Genomic DNA, 21,839 nt, shown 5'->3' on the forward strand with positions numbered 1-21,839 from the left:
GTCCTGCATAGCCGAAGGCGACGCATGGAAACAAAGTTTCGAGGCGTCGCAAAGCCCAAGCTTATAGATCATATATTCTTAGAATCGGTATTACAAAAGACATATCTATTAGGGCCAAACTTTTTTCGAATGGGTATTACAACGTGCGCTAAATTTATTCATAGACTTGCTTTATAAAAAAAGCCCTTCCGAATCAACGGAAGGGCTTTTGTATGTTTGAACTTAGTTCAGGCTACTTGAGTGCCGCTTGTGCAGCTGCCAGACGTGCGACGGGCACGCGAGGCGGTGAGCAGCTGACGTAGTCGAGGCCCACGTCGTTGAAGAACTTGATGGAGGCGGGGTCGCCGCCGTGCTCGCCACAGATGCCGAGCTTGAGGTTCTTCTTGGTGCTGCGGCCCTTTTGAGCGCCGATTTCAACCAGTTGTCCCACGCCCGTTGCATCGATGGATGCGAATGGATTTTGTGGTAGGATATCGAGGTCCTTATACTTGCCGAGGAAGGAGCCCGCATCGTCGCGGCTCATGCCAAGACCTGTTTGAGTGAGGTCGTTGGTGCCGAAGCTGAAGAATTCTGCGGTTTCGGCAATCTCATCTGCAGTCAGTGCGCCACGAGGCACTTCGATCATGGTGCCGACAAGGTATTTGAATTCGACCTTCTTCTTTTGCATGACTTCAGCTGCTACGCGGTGAACCACTGCGACTTGATTCTTGAGCTCATCAGCAAAACCGACGAGAGGAATCATGACTTCAGGAATCACCTTGATAGGCTTCTTGAGCTTGTAGCAAGCGGCTGCAGCTTCGAAGATTGCGCGCGCTTGCATCTCTGTAATTTCTGGATAGGAAATTCCGAGACGGCAACCACGGTGACCCAGCATTGGGTTGGCTTCGTGCAGTGCGTGCACACGATTCGAGATGACATCGACATCGACACCGAGTGAGTTTGCAAGCTCGCGCTTGGAGGACTCGTCGTGAGGAAGGAATTCGTGAAGAGGTGGGTCCAGTAAACGCACAGTTACAGGTAGTCCGCCCATTGCCTTGAAGAGACCAGAGAAGTCCTTGCGCTGGAATGGAAGCAACTTCTTGAGTGCCTTGCGGCGCTCAGCTTCGTCGCTTGCCAAGATCATTTGGCGCATGAAAGTGATGCGATCACCTTCGAAGAACATGTGCTCTGTGCGGCAGAGGCCAATACCTTCAGCACCATAAGCAATCGCAGAAGCGGCTTGATCCGGTGAGTCAGCATTCGTGCGGACGCCAAGTTTACGGTGCTTGTCGGCCCACTTCATAACTTGGTCATACATTTGGAATGTATAACTGTCTTCTGCCTTAAGCTTACCGTTGAGAACTTGGTCGACTTCGGAAGGAGCTGTGTCGACTGCACCGGCGAAGATTTCACCAGTAGTTCCATCGATGGAGATGTCGTCGCCATTCTTGAAGACTTTGTCACCAATGGTAAGTGTATTGGAGCCGTAGTCGATGACGACTTCAGACGCGCCACAGACACAGACCTTATTCATTTGACGTGCTACCAGCGCAGCGTGCGAAGATACACCCCCACGTGAGGTGAGGATGCCGTCCGCGGCGATCATACCACGAAGGTCTTCAGGTGTGGTTTCCACGCGGCAAAGAATCGCGTGACCACCTTGGGCTGCGACTGCTTCAGCGTCGGGCGCTGTGAAGCAGATCTTACCTGCTGCGGCACCAGGACCTGCTGGAAGACCTGTTGTTAGAACCTTAGCCTTCTTGACGGCTGCAGGGTCGAAGACCGCAACCAAGAGGGACGAGATAGAGTCTGCAGGGATCTTCTTAAGAGCTGTCTTTTGATCGATCAGTTTTTCCTTAACAAGTTCCACTGCGATACGTACAGCTGCGAGGCCGGTGCGCTTACCGTTACGTGTTTGCAGCATCCAGAGCTTGCCGTTTTCAACGGTGAACTCGAAGTCTTGCATATCCTTGAAGTGTTTTTCAAGTTTCTTGCGAACGGCTTCAAGATCAGCGTGTGCTTTAGGCATTTCTTCCTGCAGCTGTGCAATTGCATTCGGAGTACGGATACCCGCAACGACGTCTTCACCTTGAGCATTGATCAAGTATTCGCCATAGAATACCTTTTCACCGTTGGCTGGGTCGCGTGTGAATGCAACACCAGTCGCGCAGTCGTCACCCATGTTACCGAAAACCATGGCTTGAACGTTAACTGCAGTGCCCCAAGCAGCAGGGATGCCGTACTTTTGACGGTAGAGGATCGCACGCTCATTTTGCCATGAGCTGAAGACCGCACCGACTGAGCCCCAGAGTTGCTCGTAAGCATCTTGAGGGAATGCTGTGCCTGTGCGCTTTTTGATGATCGCTTTGTAACGCTTGATCAATTCTTTGAGGTCGTCGGCGGTGAGTTCGTTATCGAGTTCAACGCCAGCTTCTTCGCGGAGTTTTTCCAAGCAAGCCTCGAATGGGCAGTGGTCGTTTTCGTTTACGGCCTGCACACCCATCACAACATCACCATACATTTGGATGAAGCGGCGGTAGCAATCGTAAGCGAAAGCTTCATTGCCAGATTCGCTGGCGAGCGCTTTCACGGTCTTGTCATTTAGACCAAGGTTGAGGATGGTGTCCATCATACCAGGCATCGATTCACGAGCGCCTGAACGAACAGATAGGAGGAGGGGGTTCTTGTCGGCGCCTAGCTTTTTGCCGACTTCCTTTTCGATTTGAGCAACCGAAGCTTTAACTTCCTTCTCTAGAGTCTTGGGGTACTGACGACCATTGTCGTAGAAGTAGGTGCAGACTTCGGTGGTGATGGTGAAACCAGGAGGCACTGGGAGTCCGATACGGGCCATCTCTGCGAGATTGGCTCCCTTACCGCCGAGGAGTTCACGGAGTTTTGAGCTACCATCGGTCTTTTGACCGAAGTCGTAGCTGTATTTTACCGCAGATGCGCTCTTGCGCTTTGCGGCCTTCTTGGTGGCTTTTTTTGCTTTTTTAGCTGGCATAAGATTACGATCTTTTTGTGGACCGAGTTGTTATAACTCTGCTACTAGGGGCAACAGAGTTGAGAAAAGTTTGAGCAAAGACATTTAGCCCTGCCTGTCAATGGATTAGAATCTTTCACTTTAAAGATTGCTATAAGAAGTGTAGGTTAATCGTGCTTTATTAGCAGATTTATCTAAATAAATTAGATTGGAGTTTGCCCGAACGCTATGAAGCGCAATAGGAGTTGAAGTGTAATGACGCAATATTTGGAAGACGATACGAATGAAGCAAACGAAGCGGATACCTTTGAAGGTGAGGGCATGAGCTTTCTTGAACACTTAGAAGATTTTCGTTGGACCGTAGGTCGGAGTCTTTTGGCTTTCATTCTGGGGGTGATTTTAGCAACAATGTTTATCGGTGACATTGCCGAGTTTTTGAAATTTCCGATCGTTCGTGCATATGGATCTGCCGAGTTGGCTAACGCTAATTTGATCACGTATAGGCCCATGGGAGTGATCTCTGTTTTTATTCAGATCGCTTTACTTTCGGGGCTCACGCTTTCGATGCCTTTTGTTTTATATTTCTTAGCGGCATTTGTAGCGCCGGGTCTAACAGAGAAGGAGCGCTCAGTATTACGTCCTGCGTGCTTTGCGGCATTCTTACTTTTTATTGCGGGGGTGGCGTTTGCATTTTTTCTAATTTTGCCGCTGACGCTCGCGTTTTCTGTGAGCTTAAATTTATACTTCGGCTTTGATCTACTGTGGGCAGCTTCGGAATACTATAGTATGGTGGTGTGGTTCTCGCTGACGACTGGGGCTTTCTTCCAGTTTCCTTTGGTCATAGTGATCTTGGTTTATCTGGGAGTGATTCCAGTTGCAAAGTTGAAGGCGGTCCGTCGCGCGGTCTTTGTCGGGCTAATGGTCTTTTCAGCCTTCTTAACTCCGGGGGGCGACTTTGTCTCCTTGCCACTCACTACGGGCTTTATGTATGGCTTGTATGAGTTAGCGATCTGGGTGGGCACACGGGTTGAGAAGAAAAAGCGCGAGGAAGCGCTGGCTGATCTGGACGATCTGTAGCCTAAACGCAGTTGCTCCTAGCGCTACCGTCGAGCTGAGATCGACGGCAGCGCCAAGCCGTCATTGCGCTTCTGGGGTGTGCGCACGAAAAAGGCCGTCCTAATTGGACGGCCTTTGAGGGAAGTTATAAAATGAAGTAAAGCGCGTTTATTTCGTAGCTTCCTTCTTTTGCTTTTTCTGGTCCATCAGAACCACCATGAACATGTGATAAGCAAACCAGAATACCGCTGCGATGGGCACTGCGGTCAGGCAAGCTTGCAGCTGTGCCACGGTCGCATCTGGTGAGAAAGTGAAAGGAACCAGTAGATACGACATCATGATGTACACAAGAAATGTGAGCACGAGTCCGATGACGATATGCAAGGGTGTGAGCAGTTTTTGATATGCAGCGTTTTCCATTTGAGAATAGAAACAATTCTCCCAGAGCCTGCTGTCAAAGCGAAAGTTTTTTTAATTGCTTTAAAAGATATATTTTTTTTGGGGGCGAAGTGATAGAGTTCCCCGCGAGTTTATTCGCCCTCGCGCCGCAATCCCAGTAGGAACTCGCGGTTGCCGTCGGTGCCCTTAATCGGTGAGTCCATGCTGCCGATCAGTTTGGCCCCTGGGAGTTCCTTGAGTGCGAAATCCTTGATTTGTGACAGCACACGCTCGTGAATCGCTGTATCGCGAATGATGCCGCGCCCCGCGTCGACTTCGTGCTTTTCGGCTTCGAACTGTGGTTTGACTAGCGCGATCAGACAGCCGTCTTGTGCTAAAAATTGCCAGACTGCTGGCAGCACTTTAGTCAGCGAGATGAAGGACAGATCCATCACGATGCGTGGATAGCTGTCGTGGGGGAGGTCACCTATTTGTAAGTGGCGTGCATTGGTTTTTTCTAGATTTGTGACGCGCTCGTCTTGGATTAATTTGTTGTGCATTTGTGCACGGCCGACATCGACGCAGGTGGCACTAATGGCGCCGCGTTGTAGCGAGCAATCGGTGAAGCCGCCAGTGGAGGCTCCAACATCGAGGAAGTGTAGACCTTCCATCGAGATTTCAAACTGATCCAGGAAACCTTCCAGCTTTTCGCCGCCTCGGCTCACGAATCGGGGCGGAGCTTCCACCCAAACTTCGCTGTCTTCAGGCAAACTGCGGCCGGGCTTATCGAGGCGCTCGGTGCCGATTTTGACTTTGCCTGCGAGGATTAATGCTTTGGCCTGCGAGCGTGAATCGGCCAGACCTTTGGCGACCAATAGTTCGTCGAGACGGAGTTTACTAACTTTTGCCATAATTTAATCGGGATTGGGCATGTCGCGTTTGACAAATTCGACATCGCTGGAGCGTATGTGCAAGTCGCGCTGTGGGAAAGGAATCTCAATGTTGTGCGCCTTAAATAGATCCCACACTTTTAGTAATACTTGGCTTTTTACACTGCCAACTCCATTGGCGGGATCGCTCAGCCAAAAGCGAAGTTCTAAGTTGATGGAGTTGTCGCCAAATTCTTTGAGTAGACAGACTGGCTTTGGGTCTGCGAGCACGCGTTCGTGCCCTGTTGCGGCATCTAGCATCAACTGAATACACTGGTGGGGATCTGCGTTGTAGGAAACGCCCACCGGCACACGCATGCGCACCAGCTCATCGGTGAAGGACCAGTTGATCACGCGTTGCGTGATTAGATCTTCGTTGGGGATGAGGTGCTCGGTGCCGTCACGTGTAATGACCGAGGCATAGCGTGCACGCAGGTTATTAATCCAGCCGTAGGTGCCGTCGATCTCGATCACGTCGCCGGGCTTGATGGAATTGTCTAGTAAAAGGATGATGCCACTTACAAAATTGGAGACTACTTTTTGTAGTCCGAAGCCTAAACCGAGACCAATGGCGCCACCCAATACAGTGAGCGAAGAAAGGTCGACCCCCATCGAACTCAATGCGATCATGGTGGCTACGAATATGAATACGATCCGGATTATTTTTACAATCAGCACTCGAAGTGAGGCACTGAGGCGGGGCACTGTTTCGATCCTGGCTTCTAAGAGACGTGTCAGTCCCAGGCTGAGCCACATTGTGATGCCAAAGGCGATCAGCCCAGTGATAATGCCCCAGGCTGATATCGAGAGTGTGCCGACTTCGATATGAAAATCCTGCAGGTTTTCGCCGAGACCATTAAGCTGAGCCATCGCGTAACTGCCGGTGATTAGGTAGCCAACCATCGCGACGGAACGAGCCCAAAATGGGTCTTTGATAAAGCTGGTCAGCAAGCCAATCGCAATCCAGAGACCGCCTAAGATTGTAAAAAAACGAACATAGCTAGCGCTGTGTTCTGTGCTGGTGAGGATAAAAAAACAGACCAGGGTGATCAACCAAGTTGTGAGGAAACCTAGGTTTAACTTGATCCAAGAGAGGGGACCCGAGCCTGCCGAGCCTGTCTCACTTTTGAAAATACGCGAAAAAATCAGTAGCGAAAGCCCGACTAGGGCCAATTGCCATAGGTCGTCGGGGTTGAAGTTTCCCGAGGGCAATATCCAGTCGCCCATTTGATAAGTTGTATTCATTGTTAGTATTTAGGCTGTGCAGGATTGTTCTCGCAATCTTTTTGCAAATTTTACAAGGCTGCGCAAGCTTCAGCAGCATGCGTGCGCTCTCATTTTTATTCTTAACACTTTGCCTCCCAGCATGGGGGCAAAATCGTATTGGTACCGGGGCGGTCGAAGCGCTCTATCGCCAACACTGTATGTCGTGTCATGGTGAAAATCTAACTGGAGGCTTGGGCGCATCTTTGCTGGATCCGTCCGCTTGGGAGGTCGTTGGTAAGCGCAGTGGCTTTATCGAATATGTGCAGGCGGGGGATTCAGAAACGGGAATGCCGAGCTTTGGTGAGAGTTTGTCGGTGCCTGAAATTCGCTCGCTTCAAATTTATATAGATGAGATGCGCCAGAAGTCTGATCGCGCCGCTGGCCTTTCTACGGTTGTCAAGGCGGGGGAGATTTATTCGGCTGGCGGCTATCGTTTTCGCTTAGAACCTGTCATTACCGGGCTTACGCTTCCGTGGTCGATTAATTTCCTTTCTTCAACACAAGCGCTCATTACCGAGCGCCAAGGGCAGTTGCGCTTTTGGTCAGAAGGCCAACTCAGTCAGCCGATTGCCGGCACGCCCGAAGTGGCTACTCGAGGGCAGGGCGGACTGCTGGAAGTCGCGGCACATCCGAATTATTCAGAGAATGGGTGGATTTATCTTGGGTATTCGGCAGCGGCTGCTTCCGACTCTAATTACAGTATGACCAAGATTGTGCGCGGCCGAGTTGTGGATCAGCGTTGGCAGGATGAAGAAGTCATCTTTGAGGTGCCGGCTGAGTTGCATCGCAGCTCGGGTGTTCACTTCGGCACGCGCTTTGTTTTTCAAGATGGCTATCTATACTTCAGTATCGGTGACCGCGGTGCGCAGGATCAGGCGCAAGATTTAACGCGGCCGAATGGAAAAATTCATCGTATCCACGATGACGGACGGGTGCCGCGCGACAACCCATTCGTCGAAACTGCGGATGCATATCCCTCCATCTGGACCTATGGGAATCGCAATGCCCAAGGCTTGGATGCGCATCCTGAAACGGGTGTAATTTTCGAATCTGAGCACGGCCCTCGCGGAGGCGATGAAATTAACCGGATCCAGAGAGGGCGTAATTATGGCTGGCCGGTGATTACTTATGGTATGAACTACAATGGTAAGCCGATCACTGGGCAAACCGCTGCTCCTGGCATGGAGCAACCCTTACATTATTGGACGCCGTCGATTGCGGTTTGCGGTATCGACTTTTATGAGGGCGATCAATTCCCCGCATGGAAGCATAATCTCTTTGCGGGTGGACTCGCTTCGCAAGAGTTGCATCGTCTAGTGATCACAGAAAATAGCGTCGTGAGCGATGAAGTGATCTTACAGGGCGAAGGACGGGTGCGGGATGTCGCGACTGGTCCCGACGGTTATCTCTATCTTGTTCTCAACGGACCTGACCGAGTGGTTCGACTCGTGCCCATTCAAGAATGAAAGTTTCCAAGATCATTTTAATCAGTCCGGATCAAGAGCTACATGCACGCATGCTGGCCGAGCGATTTTCACTCGCATTATTAGACGCTACCGATCTGGCCGATGCCAAGCCGCGGCAGATCGAGCGCTATCTGCGCAATCAGATCGATCCAGGTTGTGCGGAGCTTTGCTATTTTTTTCTTTTTACGCGGACGGGGCTTTCGCTGGTTCAAGTCGATGCGGGCAGTTTGCTCCGTATTAAAGCCGACTTTTATAGTCCGACCGTAGACTATCGCCGCCGCAAGGGGGGCGGCAAGGGGCAGATGATCGCTAAAGCGGTAGGGCTCCAGGGCGGTCCAGCTCCCTCAGTATTTGACGCGACTGCGGGCTTGGGGGGCGATGCTTTTGTACTGGCGTGTTTGGGCTGTTCGTTGAGCATGACCGAGCGTGTGCCTGAAGTGCGTAGCTTACTTGCCGATGGCATGCGCGTTGCGTGCGAGTGGGGCGAGGTTAACGATATTTCTTTGGTTGAAATACTCGCTCGCATGCAGCTCATCGACTCAGACGCGGCCACCCATTTACAAGCACTGGAGGATGTTGCACGACCAGATGTGGTTTACCTCGATCCCATGTTTCCTGTGCGCAACAAGAGCGCTCAAGTTAAAAAGGAGATGCATGTCTTTCATCAACTCGTCGGCATCGATTCCGACGCGGATGACTTGCTGGAGCTCGCGCGCGCCAAAGCGCTCAAACGAGTGGTGGTTAAAAGACCACGTATCGCGCCCCAGCTCGCGCAGGCCAAGCCTAGCTATAGCTTGGAGGGCAAAAGCAACCGTTTCGATATCTACGTCTGCGGATAAATTAGATTCTTTTTGCAGCTGAACGCCTATTGACCTCGCGTGAGCTAAGCCCATCGTGCCGTCTCAACAATTTTGCATATGAAGTCATCCACCAATCCCGCTAAAGAAGTTTACAAGCAATTACGCACCGAATCGTGGGAGACTTTGTGGGAGCGCGAAGTGCCCCTCTTTAACGCTGGCAACAGTGAGTCGCGTCTCGCCCGTGTGGGCCTGATACGGGCGATCGGCGTTGTCGCACTGGAAAAAGCGACCCAAGCACAACGTCAGCAAGCGCGTGAGTGGTTGACGAGCTTACTGCAAGATCCAGAAGAAAAAATACGTCGTTACGCTTTGAATGCTTTGCCCAAACTCGGGGAACGCAGCCAAAGCGAAAAGGCCGTGCTTGAACTCTTGGACCAGCCAAAAGCAGAACGTGGCGAGCGCGAAGTTAAAAACCTGAGTCAAACACTCAGCAAAATTGGAGGCGAAGCGACTTTAAAAAAGCTGGCAGAGCTACACGGTGAGCACGAAGCACTGCACGTTGCCGAGCAAAAAGTTAAAGCGCAACTCGCTCGTAAAGAAACCCCAGCGAGTATTCGTTTGGACGCTAAGATTAAGGAAACCCGCAAGTTGCGCATCCATTTGCGCACGCGCCGCGGTATGGAGCTCTTGCTGCGGGATGAACTGCAAGCACACCCCAAACTTAAAAGTCGGTTTAAGATCGTTCGCACCAGCCCAGGCTGCGTGGCGCTTGCAGCCCTACGGCCTTTCACATTGGCGGAGCTCTATCAACTACGCTGCTTCGGCTCGGTCAATTTCGTGCTTGGAGTCGTGCCGGATGGCGAAGCTCAACATACCGAGGCCATTGCAAAAGTGATCGCCTCCGAGTCGACGCAGCTGCTTTGCCGCAAACTCACCGAAGGGCAGCCTCGCTACCGTCTCCAGTTTATGCGCGCCAAGGTGCCGCCGCGCAAAGTGCAGGCCATCGTCAATGCGGCCTTTGCGCTTTGCCCCGAGTTGCTCAACGATCCACGTAAGTCTCCATGGGCGGTCGAAATCTTTCCAGAGAAAGTCGGACAATCGGTCGAATTGCGCCCCCGTGTTTTGCCAGACCCTCGCTTTAGCTACCGTGTCGACGATGTGCCTGCTTCCACGCATCCGCCACTGGCTGCAGCCATGGCTCAAATGGCAGGCATTCAAAGCGATGAAATTATCTGGGACCCGTTTTGTGGTTCAGGCTTGGAACTGATCGAGTGTGCTCGCTTGAACAGCGCTGCTTCAATCATTGCCAATGATATCGATGGGCCCGCGATCGAGATCGCTCGCAAAAATTTCGAATCTGCCGGCATCTCGAGCGATCGCATCGCGCTCAGCCGCGGCGACTTTCGTAACTATGTAAAAGTCACTGGCATCCAGCCAGCTAGTGTCAGTCTGATCATCGCGAATCCTCCCTTGGGGCGACGCGTGCGCATCGAAGATTTAAAAGGTCTGATTAGCGAGTTTTACCAAATCGCGGCAAAGACTTTGCGCCCCGGCGGCCGCCTTGTTTTTATCAATCCACTCAAGTTAGAGAGTCCGGATCCATCCTTAAAGCTTGAAGCGCGCCACCGAGTCGACCTCGGCGGCTTCGACTGCCGCGTTGAGCACTGGGTCAAAGCAGCGGCGCCTAGCGCATAGCTGACGAGCTGACTTGAGTATTTCGAACGGGTAAATACGCTTCTTTGATCGCTCAAGAGCTCCTTATTTTACAAGCTTTTGAATCGTTTGATGCAGCAAAACCGGGTCGACGGGTTTGCTGATATAGGCATTGATGCCAAAGCTGACACTCGCGCTCTGGGCGAGCGAGCAGACCTCTGCAGTGACTGCAATAATCGGTGTTTTTTGATTCGGATTGTCACTGCTGCGGATGAGTTTGGATGCTTCTAAGCCACTGACTCGGGGCATCGCCAAATCCATTAAGATCGCATCATAATGAGTCTCCTGGCAGTAATCAATTGCTTGCTGCCCGTTGTGCGCGCTGGTGGTGGTGCAGCCGTAAGATGTTGCCAGTGTTTGGATTAAGAAGAGGTTGTCTTCGTTGTCTTCGCACACGAGTAGATGGCAGGGGGCCAAACTTTCATATTTTGGTCGGGTAGAACTCATTACTCGTTACTTATGATACAAGCACTCGCGGAAGGGCAAGACTACAAGCACACTAATTCAGTTTTGGCATAAACTCTACTTTTTTATTTTGTGCCCTTGCCTGTGAGCGTGCGTTCCGTTTCAAAGATAGGCATTATGTCCGAAACACCACATATTGACATTGATTACGTCGCCAACTTAGCGCGTCTGGATATGACCGACGCAGAGAAAGCCAAGCTGGGAACTCAGCTGGATGACATCCTGGGCTACTTTGATAAGCTCAACGCTGTGGACGTCGATGGCGTCGAGCCGATGGCTCACGCGCACCGCGTATTCAATGTCTGGCGCGAAGGCGACCAGCCCGGCGAAACCTACGCGCCCGAGGTGCTGACTAAAATGGCCCCCGAGTCGCGCGACAACCAAGTCGTCGTGCCCAAAGTCGTCGAATAAATGCAGGTATTCTTCGCCATTATTTATTAGTCATTATTCATCCATAGAATGTCCGACCTTCATTTCAAAACCATTTCCGAACTTGCTGCCATCCTGGCAGCGGGTGAAACTACATCCGTCGCAATCACCCAAGCGGTGATCGATCGCACCGCTGCGGTCGACGCACAGGTGAAAGCCTTTCTCTCCACCGATGCGGAGGATGCACTGGCCCAGGCCAAGGCGTCCGACGAGCGTCGTGCGGCGGGCAAGGCTCTTGGCCCGCTCGATGGCATTCCGATCGGTATCAAAGACACGCTGGCGGTCAAAGACCAGCCCCTACGCTGCGCCTCCAAGATGCTGGAGAACTACGTGTCTCCCTACGATGCGACTTGCATCGTCAAGCTGCGCGAAGCGGGTGCCGTGATCTGGGGGCGCTTGAATATGGACGAGTTTGCCATGGGCTCCTCGACCGAGAACTCGGCCTATCAAACCACCGCCAACCCCTGGAACCTGGAAACCATTCCCGGCGGTTCCTCTGGTGGCAGCGCTGCCGCGATGGCAGCAGGGGAGGCGATCGCCACTCTGGGCACCGATACCGGTGGCTCCATTCGTCAACCCGCCGCGCTCTGTGGTGTGGTCGGCATGAAGCCCACATACGGACTCATTTCGCGCTACGGCTTGGTCGCTTTCGCGTCCTCGCTCGATCAAGTCGGCCCCTTTGCTCGCACGGTTGAAGACGCCGCCATCCTGATGGAAGCGATGCTCGGCAAGGACGATCTCGATTCCACTTCGATCGCACCGCAGGGGGAAACCAATTACGCGGCAGCACTCAAAGAAAAGAAGGGCCCGTGGAAACTCGGCGTGCCGGCTGAATTCTTCGGCGAAGGCATCGACCCCGAAGTGAAGGCCAACATCGAAAAAGCCATCGACTGGTATAAGAGCCAAGGCTGTGAAATCGTAGACATTTCTTTGCCGCACTCTGAGCTAGCGGTGCCGGTTTACTACATCGTCGCGACTGCGGAAGCCTCCTCCAACTTGGCCCGATTCGACGGCGTGCGCTACAGCCACCGCAGCGAAGAGGCCAAGGACGCCATGACACTGTTCACCAAGAGCCGTGGCGAAGGCTTCGGCGACGAAGTCAAGCGCCGCATCATTCTCGGCACCTACGTGCTCAGTTCCGGTTACTACGACGCCTATTATTTGCGCGCGCAGAAAGTGCGTCGCTTGATTTTGGGCGATTTTGAAAAAGCCTTCGAACAAGTCGACGCCATTCTCACGCCCACCTCGCCGACGCCCGCCTTCAAACGCGGCGAGCGCGCCGACGATCCACTCGCCATGTATTTGAGCGATGTCTACACCATCTCGGTCAATCTCGCCGGCCTGCCTGCGATTTCCGTGCCCAGCGGATTCACCGAAAGCGGCCTGCCGATCGGCCTGCAAGTCATCGGTAAAGCCTTCGGCGAAGCCGACATGTTCGCCGTCGCCAACGCCTTCGAAAAAGCCCACGACTACGCGCAGCAAACACCAACTTTATAATTCAAAAGTATGAGTGCTGACAGAATGATTATTCATCAGTCATCACTCATCAGTTATTTATTATCATGCAATACGAAGCAGTCATCGGACTTGAAATTCACGTTCAAATCAAAACCCGCACGAAAATGTTCACCGCGGCACCTTACGAATATGGCGCCGCGCCGAACACACTGACCGACGCCGTCGTGCTTGGCCTCCCAGGCACCTTGCCGGTGCTCAACCACACCGCGATCGAGAAGTGCGCCAAGCTCGGCCTGATGCTTGGCTGCGAGATCGCGGAGGTCTGCAAGTGGGATCGTAAAAACTATTTCTATCCCGACTCGCCCAAGAACTACCAGCTCACGCAAAACGAAGAGCCCCTCTGCATCGGCGGTAAGGTCGAAATCGAACTGCCCGGCCCGTCGCGCAATGTCGAAGGCGAGCACCGCTGGGTTGCGCTCAACCGTATCCACCTCGAAGAAGACCCCGGCAAGCTCACCCACGAAGCCTTCGAAACCGTGATCGATTTCAACCGCGCGGGCGTGCCACTGGCCGAGATCGTGACCGAGCCCGACATGAGCTCCTCCGCCGAGGCCGTCGCGTTCCTTAACTGCCTGCGCAACATGATCGTCTATGCGGGTATCTCTGACTGCGACATGGAGAAGGGCCAAATGCGTTGCGATGCCAACGTCTCCCTACGTCCCGTCGGTTCCGACAAGCTCGGCACCCGCACCGAGATGAAAAACCTCAACTCCATCTCCAACGTCAAGGCCGCGATCGAATACGAGATCGAGCGCCAGACCGAGATCCTTGAAGAGGGCGGCAGCATCACCCAAGAAACCCGCCGCTGGGATGTCGAGAGTGGCACCAGCTTCTCCCTGCGCAGCAAAGAAGAGGCCCACGACTACCGCTATTTCCCAGACCCCGATTTGATGCCCGTGCAAATGGACCGTGCCCGCGTGGCCGAGCTCGAAGCCGAGCTGCCCGAGCGTCCATTGGACAAACAACGCCGCTACCAAGAAGAGCTGGGCTTGCCGTTCACCATCACCTCCGTGCTCTGTGTGGACCGCGAACTGAGCGAATTCTTTGAAGAAGCCCTCAAGACGCATAACGCGCCCAAGCAAATCGCCAACTACATTACCAACGACTTGCTTCGTGAGCTTTCCGCCGTCTCCGAGCACGGTGAATCCGCGCACTCCGTCAGCCAGTCAAAGCTCACGCCCGCACACATCGCCACCTTAGCCAAGATCATCGACGAAGGTGTGATCTCCAAGCAGATCGGCAAAGAAGTCTTCACCGAAATGTTCGCCACCGGCGAGATGCCCGACGCCATCGTCGAGAAGAAAGGCCTCAAGCAAAGCAACGACACCGGCGAGATCGAAGCCCTCTGCCGCGAAGCCATCGCCGGTAACGCCAAAGCCGTCGGCCAATATAAGGACGGCAACGAAAAGGCCCTCAACGCTTTGAAAGGCCCCGTCATGAAAGCCACCAAGGGCAAAGCGAATCCCGCGATGCTCGATCAGCTGCTCAAGAAGCTGATCGACGAAGGCGAGTGAACGTCGAACATCGAACTTCGAACGTCCAATTTTGAATGAGGAAAATGCGCTGCCAGTAGGGGCGCGACTTGTCACGCCCGCGTCGCGCTAGTTGCGTCGCGCTAGTTGCGTCGCGCTAGTTGCGTCGCGCTAGTTGCGTCGCGCTAGTTGCGTCGCGCTAGTTGCGTCGCGCTAGTTGCGTCGCGCTGGCCACGTCGCGCAGGCTACGTCGCGCAGGTTGGTGATGCCCTTGGTGGAGCGGCATCCGTGATAGTCTAATCGGCGAAGCGAGCAGCCCATTCGCTTTGTGCCTCTGCGGCTTGAGCGACGTAGGCGCGGCGTGAGTTATTGTTCGCATTATAGGCGATCGAGGCGGCGCAAAAGATGACAAGTGGCTCGGTCGCTCGATTCCATGCGGCATGCTACAAGTGGCAGCCCTACATTTTCTTTACATCACTTGTGGCGCAGTCAAGAGCATCGCCTCATACGGCCCGTGCCAGCAAGCGCTTCAGCGCGAAACAATTTAACAAGGCCTTAGGCACAAAGGAATCACGGTTCACATATTCAGGTAGTTTGCCTGTGGCTTCGCACCGCTCGGAGGCGTGCAAGTTGCCTCCCGAAGGGCCGAGCCCATCGATGGTGGGGTAGGACTCCCAAAAATGATTTCCATCGCTCAAACCGCCGCGCGAGCTGCCATACACCTCGATGCCGAGTTCCGCGCCGGCTGCTTGCCAAATATCTACGATGGACTGACTTCCAGCATTCGCTGACCAGGCTTCATCTTCTTGTAAGATATCCAGCTCCAATATTCCTGAGCGTTGCGTGCCCGCGACCGTGAGCTGGGCGGCTCCAGCTAAGGTCATCAACAGTGATTTTCCATCGCTAAACGCTTCTTGGTCGAATGCGCGCATCTCGCCTTCGAGCGAGGCAGTCTGTGCCACACGATTGCGGCCTTCGCCTCCGTGTATGACACCGACATTAAACGTCAGTCCCTTGTCATAGTCAGTCCAGGATTCGATTTGCTGAACAATCGGTGCCAACAAAGCGATTGCATTCACGCCTTCGTGGTGCGCGGAGCCCGCATGTGCACCGAGACCAGCTGCAGTCACTCGATAGGTCATGCGTCCCTTACGTTGATTCACCAACCCTGATTGCTTTAGCGCACAAGCTTCATCCGCTTCAAATACTAAACAGGCCCGTGTCTGTGCATCCAGGTGTGGGCGGACCACTTCAGCAAATTCCGGATTCAACACTTCCTCCGAAGAGTTCAAAAAGATACGCCAGTCGACTTGCTCCACAAATGCAGGGTCCATGTCTAAGAGTGCATCCAACATTAAGTAGACCATCGCCGTGCCTCCTTTGATATCGACAGTGCCGGGCCCGTAGATACGCGTGCCGTCTTCCGACCATTCAAACGCGTTGCGCACACGTTCTTCTTCGGAAAACACGGTATCTAGATGACTGATACAAGCCACGGATTGCCCACCTGAATGGCAGCCCTTGCGCTCCAGCATCCAATGATCTGCATAGCGCGGATCCGTGCTCGGCAGACGTGTCGCTTGAAAGCCTAAACGTTCAAAATCGTTTGCGATCTGCAGTGCCAGTGCTTCGACACCTGCACGGTTCAAAGTATATGAGCTGATATCGACCCACTGTTTTAAATGCGCCAAGGTCTCAGGCAGTTTCGTATTTAAAACCTCTACCAATCGCTGCTGGTTCCACTGCATTGCCTCAAGTCCCATATGGCTAGCGTTATTATCCGATGTTCACATAATGACAGCCTAGGGGGAATTATCAGCATGAAATTTAACGTTCTGCGCTTCAGCGAATTAGGTCTTAGCGATGAGTTGACTTGGATACGCATAGAGTGTCGGAAAACCTTGCCATAAACCTCTTCATGGCTTATATTTATGCTACCATCGTATTGTTACACACCCTGCAAAATAGATACGCCTATATGAAAAAGTCACTACTTACCCTACTCCCTGTCGTTGCGGCTTGCTCGCTTTCAGCTCAGACAATCTACATCGACTTTGGAGACACAGATACTACTGGGAACTGGAATAACTTCTCTAATTCGGGCCTAGCCACCACATACAGCGGCCTAGTCGATTTCAACACTGGGCTTGCGACTAGCGTTAGTATGACTGTTAACGATACATTTGCTGGCAAAAATACATCTGGTGGCACAAACGGATTTGGAGTCTACGAGGCAAATGGCGCGATTGACACTTGGTATGTAACCGACACAGATTCTGGACAATTAACATTCGAACTGGCTGCATTTACAAGCTATGACTTTAGCTTCTTGTCTGCACGTAACTCTACGGATGAACGCATCGCAGAGTTCGAGCTTACCAGCGGAGCAAGTATTGTAAACACCACTGTTAGTGCAGCTTCGCCAAGTGGTGTAGTCGATGCTTCGAATATTGGAACCATCTCCAGTTTCACTACAGATGCTACAGGAATTGTGACGCTAGATGTTACATTTATTTCCGGTGACTCTAAATTCGGCTATTTGAACGGCATAACGATTACACAGGTTCCCGAGCCATCCACTTACGCTGCGCTGGCAGGCCTGCTAGCACTCGGTTCAGTAATGCTTCGCCGTCGTCGTAGCTAAAAGCGATCTGCTTTAGATAGTTTTCAAAGCCTCGAGCGCGCAACATGCCTTGGGGCTTTTTTGTGGGCAGGCGAGAGTTCTCGCGAAAAAAAACGGGGCATGTCATTACTTTTGTGCATGCGTCATTGACTTAGTTTTTGACGGGCTTCGCCAATGACGTAGTTTAGCTAAATGCTTTTCATCGAAACACCGATCTTTACGAAGTGAGCCAGCGGTGGGCATGTGAACGTCGTTCGGAGCGAAGCGACAAGACCGGGCGCAACGCGAAACGTCCAATTTTGAATGAATGGGTAAAAAAGGAGACGACCATGGACACAGAACTATTTAAAGAACTGAAAGATTCGATCCGTCAGATGAAGGCGATTGAGGCGGGTGAGCTGGCACCGGCGCGTGTGCGTGTGGTGAACCCTGAGAACGAAGTGGTGCATGCGCGTATTAAACTAGGACTGACACAGGAAGCCTTCGCGAACTTACTCGATACACCCGTTGGGACCGTTCGTGGATGGGAGCAGGGGCGTCGTCAACCGCCACCGAGCGCGAAGGTCTTGATGCGCGTCGCGACGAAATACCCCGAGCAAGTTTTAGAATGCGCGGAAGAGTAGGGTGTGTATAGGAACAGTAAGACTCGGTAATGGCTCACGTAAAGGCGCAAAGTCGCAGAGTTAGGGCTCATCCAATTCAAAGAACTGCACGAGCTAGTCAAGAAGCTGATTAATGGAGCGTCCGGGCTTCACTTGCTGCGGCCTGCGTCAGCATTCGGCAAGCTCATGATCTCAGACAAGTGACGCCCCTACGTAGAAAAATGCATTTTAACCGCCCGTTCCCTTTCTCCTTCGCTCTACGAGCTACGGCGGACAAGTCGCTCACTCGAGATCGCAGAGGGCGCAAAGGAGTTAAATGCGTTCAACTGGCGGGGCATGAGGTAAAATTGACCCCTGCTATGGGTTTATCACGATGTCGCCGATTTCCCGCGGGTTGATCAAATGCTGAATGAGCGATGAGGAGCGGTTTTCAATCATAAAGCGCTCTTCACCCTTGTTGCGCTCTCAGCGGTTGCTGTACTTGAATGCATTATTGATGATCCCCTTATGGGTTTGTTAGAACCGCGCGCGCGTGACGTGCAAAGTGACCACGGAAGTCGTTGCTATAGTCGGTGAGCGTGGTTTTCCCCAAGGCATCCACATCACCGCAATTAAACAGCGCTCTGGCTAGGTGCAGTTCGCGCAATGCGAAATTACGCACCGTATTTTCGTTGATGTCGCTGCTGAGTGCACGTTGAGATGCTTCAATACTACGATGCGCATGTCCGCGGTAGTTTGGGCGTTGCAATAGATTCGCGAGTAAAGGAGCCACTTCCGCGATCGGGTGGCGTGCGTAGAGTTGCTCACAGGCCATGGTGATTGCTCGGATATGTGAGAACTCGGTGCTTGCCGGTAGATTCTCGATCATCGGTAGGATACAGCTCCATGCCGATGCGTCACCGCAGGTGCCGAGGCAGACCAATAGGCTGTCGAGTTCGGACATGTTGCGTCCAAATTGGTGCATGCCTTGAAACTGCCAGCCACTATCCCAACCACGTTTTGAGATTTCTGCCATTAATTCCTCTTGTCCTGTCGCATCGCCTAGTATGGCTAAGATTTGCGCATAACGTAAGCTCTGATCCGTGTGTTGACCACGAATTGCAGCATATGCTTGCGCGACTAAACGACGGCTGCGTTCGCCTTCGTTGAGCATGAGTGACACGCCTGATAATTTATCCCAATCATTCGCAACAGCTGCTTCAAGTGTAGTCTCGTCGACCGGAAAACTATCTTCATCCGTGAGCACGCGTTCTGGCAATCCGCCGATATCGATCAGGTGCTTTTGCACGGTCGCAAGGTCGGTCGAACGCACTGGTTTGTGTGATAGGGCCGATTGTGCCGCAATGAATCCCGCTGCATAGCCTTGGTTTTGCACATCTGACTGCATGCGAATCACTGGAAGTGCGTCGCGATGGGCACTGATGCCTAGACCAGTGACTAGCACGCCGTCGAGACCTTGAGGCAGCATACAACCAAATGGGATGTCTGCCCATATTTGCTCCATGTCAGGTGCCACCAGCATGAAGACCGGATCGACTGTGAAGCCGTGCGAATCAAAATTGGATTTTGCAATGCAGACCGTATCGGGGAAGCGCCGATTGAATAACATATCAACCGGTGCAAGCGAGAAGTCGCCGATGATCTGGCGACGCTCACGCGAATCGACTAATTCACCACAGTCAAAGTCGTCTTTAAACTTAAGTTTCGAACTCGCAAAAAAAGCAGTCGCATCGACCACATCGGTATCATCCGAGAAGCTGTGGTCCGAGTTGTGGTATTCACGGCCGGGCTTCATGCCCGCGAGTCCTGTGCCTTGCACCGCAACGTGCTCCTTGCCGATGACAGCTGTCGGAGCGCCGGACGCGGCAGGGATGTCCGCACAACCGGTGCTATCGACGACACAGCCTGCTTTGACTAGACCGTAACCATATGGGCCGGCGACGACGAGTCCGACGACGCGTGAATCTTCGACGACAGTGCCGACGCAGAGTGTATTCAACCAATAGATACAACCTTCCTCGTATCCTGTCTTGTGGAACCATTCGCTCTTTGCGGCGGCTGACCAAGCTTCGGTAGAGTTTTTGAACGTGTCATCGTGTTCCAATGCATTGACGCCTTGATCGATTTCGGCTGTGAAGCCGACACGATTGCCGTGACAGTATTTAGCGATTTGCCCCATGGTGCCGACACCACCGAGACCAGAAGTGACCTCGACGACCAGCGTTTGAGCGCCGGCACGCGCCGAGCTGATTGCAGCGGGTGCACCGCCGGTCCCGCCGCCAGCGACGACCACATCGAAGGCGCCCAACATGGGAAGCTTCGAGGCATCAAATTTAACCAGGCGATCACTGGTGGAGCCTGGGCGCAAACCATCGCTCAAGGTGCACATCGTGCCCGATTGGATCGGAGTGGCACCCGCGCAGCTGACGGATAATTCCGTGTCGATGGCTGCGGGGAGTTGCGCACAGACTTCACTGGCCAGTGATTCACTGATAGCCATGGCAGTGATTGGATTTGAGAAGACGGATTGCGCACCGTCTGTCAGGCGGATGGATTCGGTCAGTGCGAATAAGCCGACTTCAATTGATAGTTCCGCAGCATTCGGCAGGCGATCGGAAGTCGTAGGAATTGCAGTGAGTGTCGTTTGATGGCGATATTCGCCTGGCACCCAGCAGCGTTCGACTGCCGAACTATAGGCACGGGCACGTTCGGCGGGACTGCCTGCGCCAAAATCAACTTCGAGTTGGTAGCGGTTGGCGCTCAAGGTATAGTCGTCTGCTTGGTAGCCAGGAAGTGTGTCGACGATGCCTGTGTCCGATGCTGCTTGGCTGGTGCCTTCGGTCAGGGTTGTGAAATGAATCGTCTGCAAGCCCTGCAGTGACTGTAGTGGAGCATAGCCCGCTTGTTTGAGGACGCTTCCTTCCAGTGTGGCATCGACGACGAGTTTCGCTTGAATCGCTTGATGGCCCGCACGGTTCGCAATCGCCGCGCCCTGTATCGTCCCATTTTCGGAACGCAGTAATCCTGCGGAGAAGCAGTTTAATAAAAATGGTATTTCTGCGGCGATCAAGTGTTGCTCTAAAGTCAGCTTCACATGCATCGGAGTGGGTGGCTTACCCGCCTCGCTAAAGATCGTCTGCGAGAGCGAATTGCCAGTGGCCTGTTCTGGCCAAAACCGATAAGCAGCGCAGATGTCTTCACCGAGGTAGGCGCGTGGTGCGACGAGATAGACGCTGCGTCCCTGCTTTTTAGCAGAGAGGGCAAAGGATACCGCTTGGCTAGTGCCTCCGATGATGAGGACGTCCACGTTGGCAACTGAAGGGATTTTTTGAATGGGGATGGAGGTTGATTGCATGACATCAACCTAAAGAGCGAAGCGCTTGAAACAATGTGTTTAAGATATACAGAACTCGCATAAAATAGTATATTTTGCTCATTATGGCGATTTTGACAGAAACCGAGTATCATTATGAAATAGGACTAACTTACGATGGGGCGGTGGTTCCTGAGTCTCGTAAGCTGCAGGATCATATGGACTTGAGGTATTTGAGCTGGTATCTGCGGGCGGGTAGTGTGGAAGTTAAGACCGAGGCAGAGACATTACGGGTCCAGCCAGGAGAATGGGTCTTTATGGACCCGCTGACGACACGTTCGCACATTTTTTCGAAAGATGCGGAATTGATTTCGATCCGCTTTGGGCTCAATTGGCGGGGCTTAAGTTTTATTCCACCACGACTCGCGCCGAGGGTGTATCGCTCTGCCGACGATGCCGAACTCCTGCGCAGTGCCGAAGCCCTGTGTGCCTTTGAAGCCGGCACGGACTTAGATAGTCAGGCGCTGCTGTCGACGCAGTGCCTGCGCAGTCGGTGTTTTTCAGATTGGCTGTATCATTGGCATTTGACCCGAGAAGCGATGGGAGGTGTCACGCCGATCTCGATGGACCATCGTGTCCTTGAGATTATGTCCCGCATCGGGCAAAATCCCGGGCTCGGCTTAATTGATTACGAGGAATTACGCCGTGCAGTCGGTTTATCGAAGGCACAAGTAAACCGAATTTTCAAAACAGCAACTGGACTGACCCCGCGTCAGTGGTCAGACGTTCATATTATGAAAGCCGCAGTGGAGTGGATTAAGGCCGAGCAACTGTCGGTGAAGGAGAT

At 52.9% G+C, this 21,839-nt stretch carries 16 protein-coding genes and 1 pseudogene; 10 read left to right on the forward strand and 7 right to left on the reverse strand.

From position 1 onward, the window contains the following. Positions 1–232: 232 nt before the first annotated feature. Positions 233–2,983 (reverse strand): pyruvate, phosphate dikinase, encoded by a 2,751-nt coding sequence (ppdK, locus tag QEH52_RS17155; protein ID WP_308952138.1) that lies wholly within the window; start codon positions 2,981–2,983, stop codon positions 233–235. Positions 2,984–3,217: 234 nt separating this feature from the next. On the opposite strand from ppdK, the gene tatC reads away from it, so the two are divergent. Then, the gene (gene tatC, locus QEH52_RS17160) at positions 3,218–4,039 is read left to right on the forward strand and encodes a twin-arginine translocase subunit TatC (RefSeq protein WP_308952139.1); all 822 of its coding nucleotides are present in this window, start codon (positions 3,218–3,220) and stop codon (positions 4,037–4,039) included. A 147-nt stretch (positions 4,040–4,186) separates the two neighbouring features. Here the strand turns inward: tatC and QEH52_RS17165 are convergent, their stop codons facing one another. From QEH52_RS17165 to QEH52_RS17175, 3 genes are all read right to left on the reverse strand, one after another. Continuing rightward, a complete protein-coding gene (locus QEH52_RS17165) occupies positions 4,187–4,438 on the reverse strand; it encodes a hypothetical protein (RefSeq protein ID WP_308952141.1) in 252 nt (83 codons plus the stop codon). 110 nt (positions 4,439–4,548) lie between these two features. Further along, positions 4,549–5,307 carry a TlyA family RNA methyltransferase gene (locus QEH52_RS17170; protein WP_308952142.1) on the reverse strand — a complete coding sequence of 253 codons (759 nt, stop codon included), beginning with the start codon at positions 5,305–5,307 and terminating at the stop codon, positions 4,549–4,551. 3 nt (positions 5,308–5,310) lie between these two features. Then, positions 5,311–6,570, reverse strand: a complete 1,260-nt coding sequence (locus tag QEH52_RS17175; protein ID WP_308952143.1) for a mechanosensitive ion channel family protein — start codon at positions 6,568–6,570, stop codon at positions 5,311–5,313. A 41-nt stretch (positions 6,571–6,611) separates the two neighbouring features. On the opposite strand from QEH52_RS17175, the gene QEH52_RS17180 reads away from it, so the two are divergent. The 3 genes from QEH52_RS17180 to QEH52_RS17190 all read left to right on the forward strand — a co-directional run bounded on the left by QEH52_RS17180 (position 6,612) and on the right by QEH52_RS17190 (position 10,552). Beyond that, the gene (locus QEH52_RS17180; protein ID WP_308952144.1) at positions 6,612–8,057 is read left to right on the forward strand and encodes a PQQ-dependent sugar dehydrogenase; all 1,446 of its coding nucleotides are present in this window, start codon (positions 6,612–6,614) and stop codon (positions 8,055–8,057) included. Then, complete coding sequence (locus tag QEH52_RS17185) at positions 8,054–8,896, forward strand: class I SAM-dependent methyltransferase (protein WP_308952146.1); 843 nt, start codon at positions 8,054–8,056, stop codon at positions 8,894–8,896. The genes QEH52_RS17180 and QEH52_RS17185 overlap by 4 nt, the downstream gene beginning before the upstream one ends. A 78-nt stretch (positions 8,897–8,974) precedes the next feature. After that, positions 8,975–10,552 (forward strand): TRM11 family SAM-dependent methyltransferase, encoded by a 1,578-nt coding sequence (locus tag QEH52_RS17190; protein WP_308952147.1) that lies wholly within the window; start codon positions 8,975–8,977, stop codon positions 10,550–10,552. A gap of 63 nt (positions 10,553–10,615) precedes the next feature. On the opposite strand, the gene QEH52_RS17195 is transcribed toward QEH52_RS17190, so the two are convergent. Beyond that, positions 10,616–11,017: a response regulator gene (locus QEH52_RS17195; protein ID WP_308952149.1), complete on the reverse strand. Its 402-nt coding sequence runs from the start codon at positions 11,015–11,017 to the stop codon at positions 10,616–10,618. Positions 11,018–11,152: 135 nt separating this feature from the next. Between QEH52_RS17195 and gatC the strand changes: the two genes are divergently transcribed. The 3 genes from gatC (at position 11,153) to gatB (ending at position 14,496) form a co-directional block, all read left to right on the forward strand. After that, positions 11,153–11,446 (forward strand): Asp-tRNA(Asn)/Glu-tRNA(Gln) amidotransferase subunit GatC, encoded by a 294-nt coding sequence (gene gatC, locus QEH52_RS17200; RefSeq protein WP_308952151.1) that lies wholly within the window; start codon positions 11,153–11,155, stop codon positions 11,444–11,446. A 48-nt stretch (positions 11,447–11,494) separates the two neighbouring features. Continuing rightward, the gene (gene gatA, locus QEH52_RS17205) at positions 11,495–12,961 is read left to right on the forward strand and encodes an Asp-tRNA(Asn)/Glu-tRNA(Gln) amidotransferase subunit GatA (RefSeq protein ID WP_308952153.1); all 1,467 of its coding nucleotides are present in this window, start codon (positions 11,495–11,497) and stop codon (positions 12,959–12,961) included. 65 nt (positions 12,962–13,026) lie between these two features. After that, a complete protein-coding gene (gene gatB / locus QEH52_RS17210) occupies positions 13,027–14,496 on the forward strand; it encodes an Asp-tRNA(Asn)/Glu-tRNA(Gln) amidotransferase subunit GatB (RefSeq protein ID WP_308952154.1) in 1,470 nt (489 codons plus the stop codon). Between the two features lie 461 nt (positions 14,497–14,957). Here gatB and QEH52_RS17215 read toward each other — a convergent pair whose 3' ends face one another. Continuing rightward, on the reverse strand, positions 14,958–16,217 hold the full coding sequence (locus tag QEH52_RS17215; protein ID WP_308952155.1) for a M20/M25/M40 family metallo-hydrolase: 1,260 nt from the start codon (positions 16,215–16,217) through the stop codon (positions 14,958–14,960). Between the two features lie 215 nt (positions 16,218–16,432). Between QEH52_RS17215 and QEH52_RS17220 the strand changes: the two genes are divergently transcribed. Then, positions 16,433–17,098 (forward strand): PEP-CTERM sorting domain-containing protein, encoded by a 666-nt coding sequence (locus tag QEH52_RS17220; protein WP_308952156.1) that lies wholly within the window; start codon positions 16,433–16,435, stop codon positions 17,096–17,098. 308 nt (positions 17,099–17,406) lie between these two features. Further along, positions 17,407–17,700 carry a helix-turn-helix domain-containing protein gene (locus QEH52_RS17225; protein ID WP_308952157.1) on the forward strand — a complete coding sequence of 98 codons (294 nt, stop codon included), beginning with the start codon at positions 17,407–17,409 and terminating at the stop codon, positions 17,698–17,700. Positions 17,701–18,184: 484 nt separating this feature from the next. Here the strand turns inward: QEH52_RS17225 and QEH52_RS17230 are convergent, their stop codons facing one another. Beyond that, positions 18,185–21,034: an FAD-dependent oxidoreductase gene (locus tag QEH52_RS17230; RefSeq protein WP_308952158.1), complete on the reverse strand. Its 2,850-nt coding sequence runs from the start codon at positions 21,032–21,034 to the stop codon at positions 18,185–18,187. Between the two features lie 83 nt (positions 21,035–21,117). Between QEH52_RS17230 and QEH52_RS17235 the strand changes: the two are divergent. Continuing rightward, positions 21,118–21,839 (forward strand): annotated as a pseudogene (locus tag QEH52_RS17235) (hypothetical protein); the annotation flags it as partial.

It is taken from the genome of Thalassobacterium maritimum (assembly GCF_031127805.1).
GTDB classification, from domain to species: Bacteria; Verrucomicrobiota; Verrucomicrobiia; order Opitutales; family Coraliomargaritaceae; genus Thalassobacterium; species Thalassobacterium maritimum.

Coding starts and splice junctions, on each gene's coding strand:
- QEH52_RS17165 (WP_308952141.1), bottom strand. CDS start 4,438: ATGGAAAACGCTGCATATCAAAAACTGCTCACACCCTTGCATATCGTC.
- QEH52_RS17190 (WP_308952147.1), top strand. CDS start 8,975: ATGAAGTCATCCACCAATCCCGCTAAAGAAGTTTACAAGCAATTACGC.
- QEH52_RS17170 (WP_308952142.1), bottom strand. CDS start 5,307: ATGGCAAAAGTTAGTAAACTCCGTCTCGACGAACTATTGGTCGCCAAA.
- QEH52_RS17220 (WP_308952156.1), top strand. CDS start 16,433: ATGAAAAAGTCACTACTTACCCTACTCCCTGTCGTTGCGGCTTGCTCG.
- QEH52_RS17195 (WP_308952149.1), bottom strand. CDS start 11,017: ATGAGTTCTACCCGACCAAAATATGAAAGTTTGGCCCCCTGCCATCTA.
- QEH52_RS17215 (WP_308952155.1), bottom strand. CDS start 16,217: ATGGGACTTGAGGCAATGCAGTGGAACCAGCAGCGATTGGTAGAGGTT.
- gatA (WP_308952153.1), top strand. CDS start 11,495: ATGTCCGACCTTCATTTCAAAACCATTTCCGAACTTGCTGCCATCCTG.
- ppdK (WP_308952138.1), bottom strand. CDS start 2,983: ATGCCAGCTAAAAAAGCAAAAAAAGCCACCAAGAAGGCCGCAAAGCGC.
- QEH52_RS17230 (WP_308952158.1), bottom strand. CDS start 21,034: ATGCAATCAACCTCCATCCCCATTCAAAAAATCCCTTCAGTTGCCAAC.
- QEH52_RS17175 (WP_308952143.1), bottom strand. CDS start 6,570: ATGAATACAACTTATCAAATGGGCGACTGGATATTGCCCTCGGGAAAC.
- gatB (WP_308952154.1), top strand. CDS start 13,027: ATGCAATACGAAGCAGTCATCGGACTTGAAATTCACGTTCAAATCAAA.
- gatC (WP_308952151.1), top strand. CDS start 11,153: ATGTCCGAAACACCACATATTGACATTGATTACGTCGCCAACTTAGCG.
- QEH52_RS17185 (WP_308952146.1), top strand. CDS start 8,054: ATGAAAGTTTCCAAGATCATTTTAATCAGTCCGGATCAAGAGCTACAT.
- tatC (WP_308952139.1), top strand. CDS start 3,218: ATGACGCAATATTTGGAAGACGATACGAATGAAGCAAACGAAGCGGAT.
- QEH52_RS17225 (WP_308952157.1), top strand. CDS start 17,407: ATGGACACAGAACTATTTAAAGAACTGAAAGATTCGATCCGTCAGATG.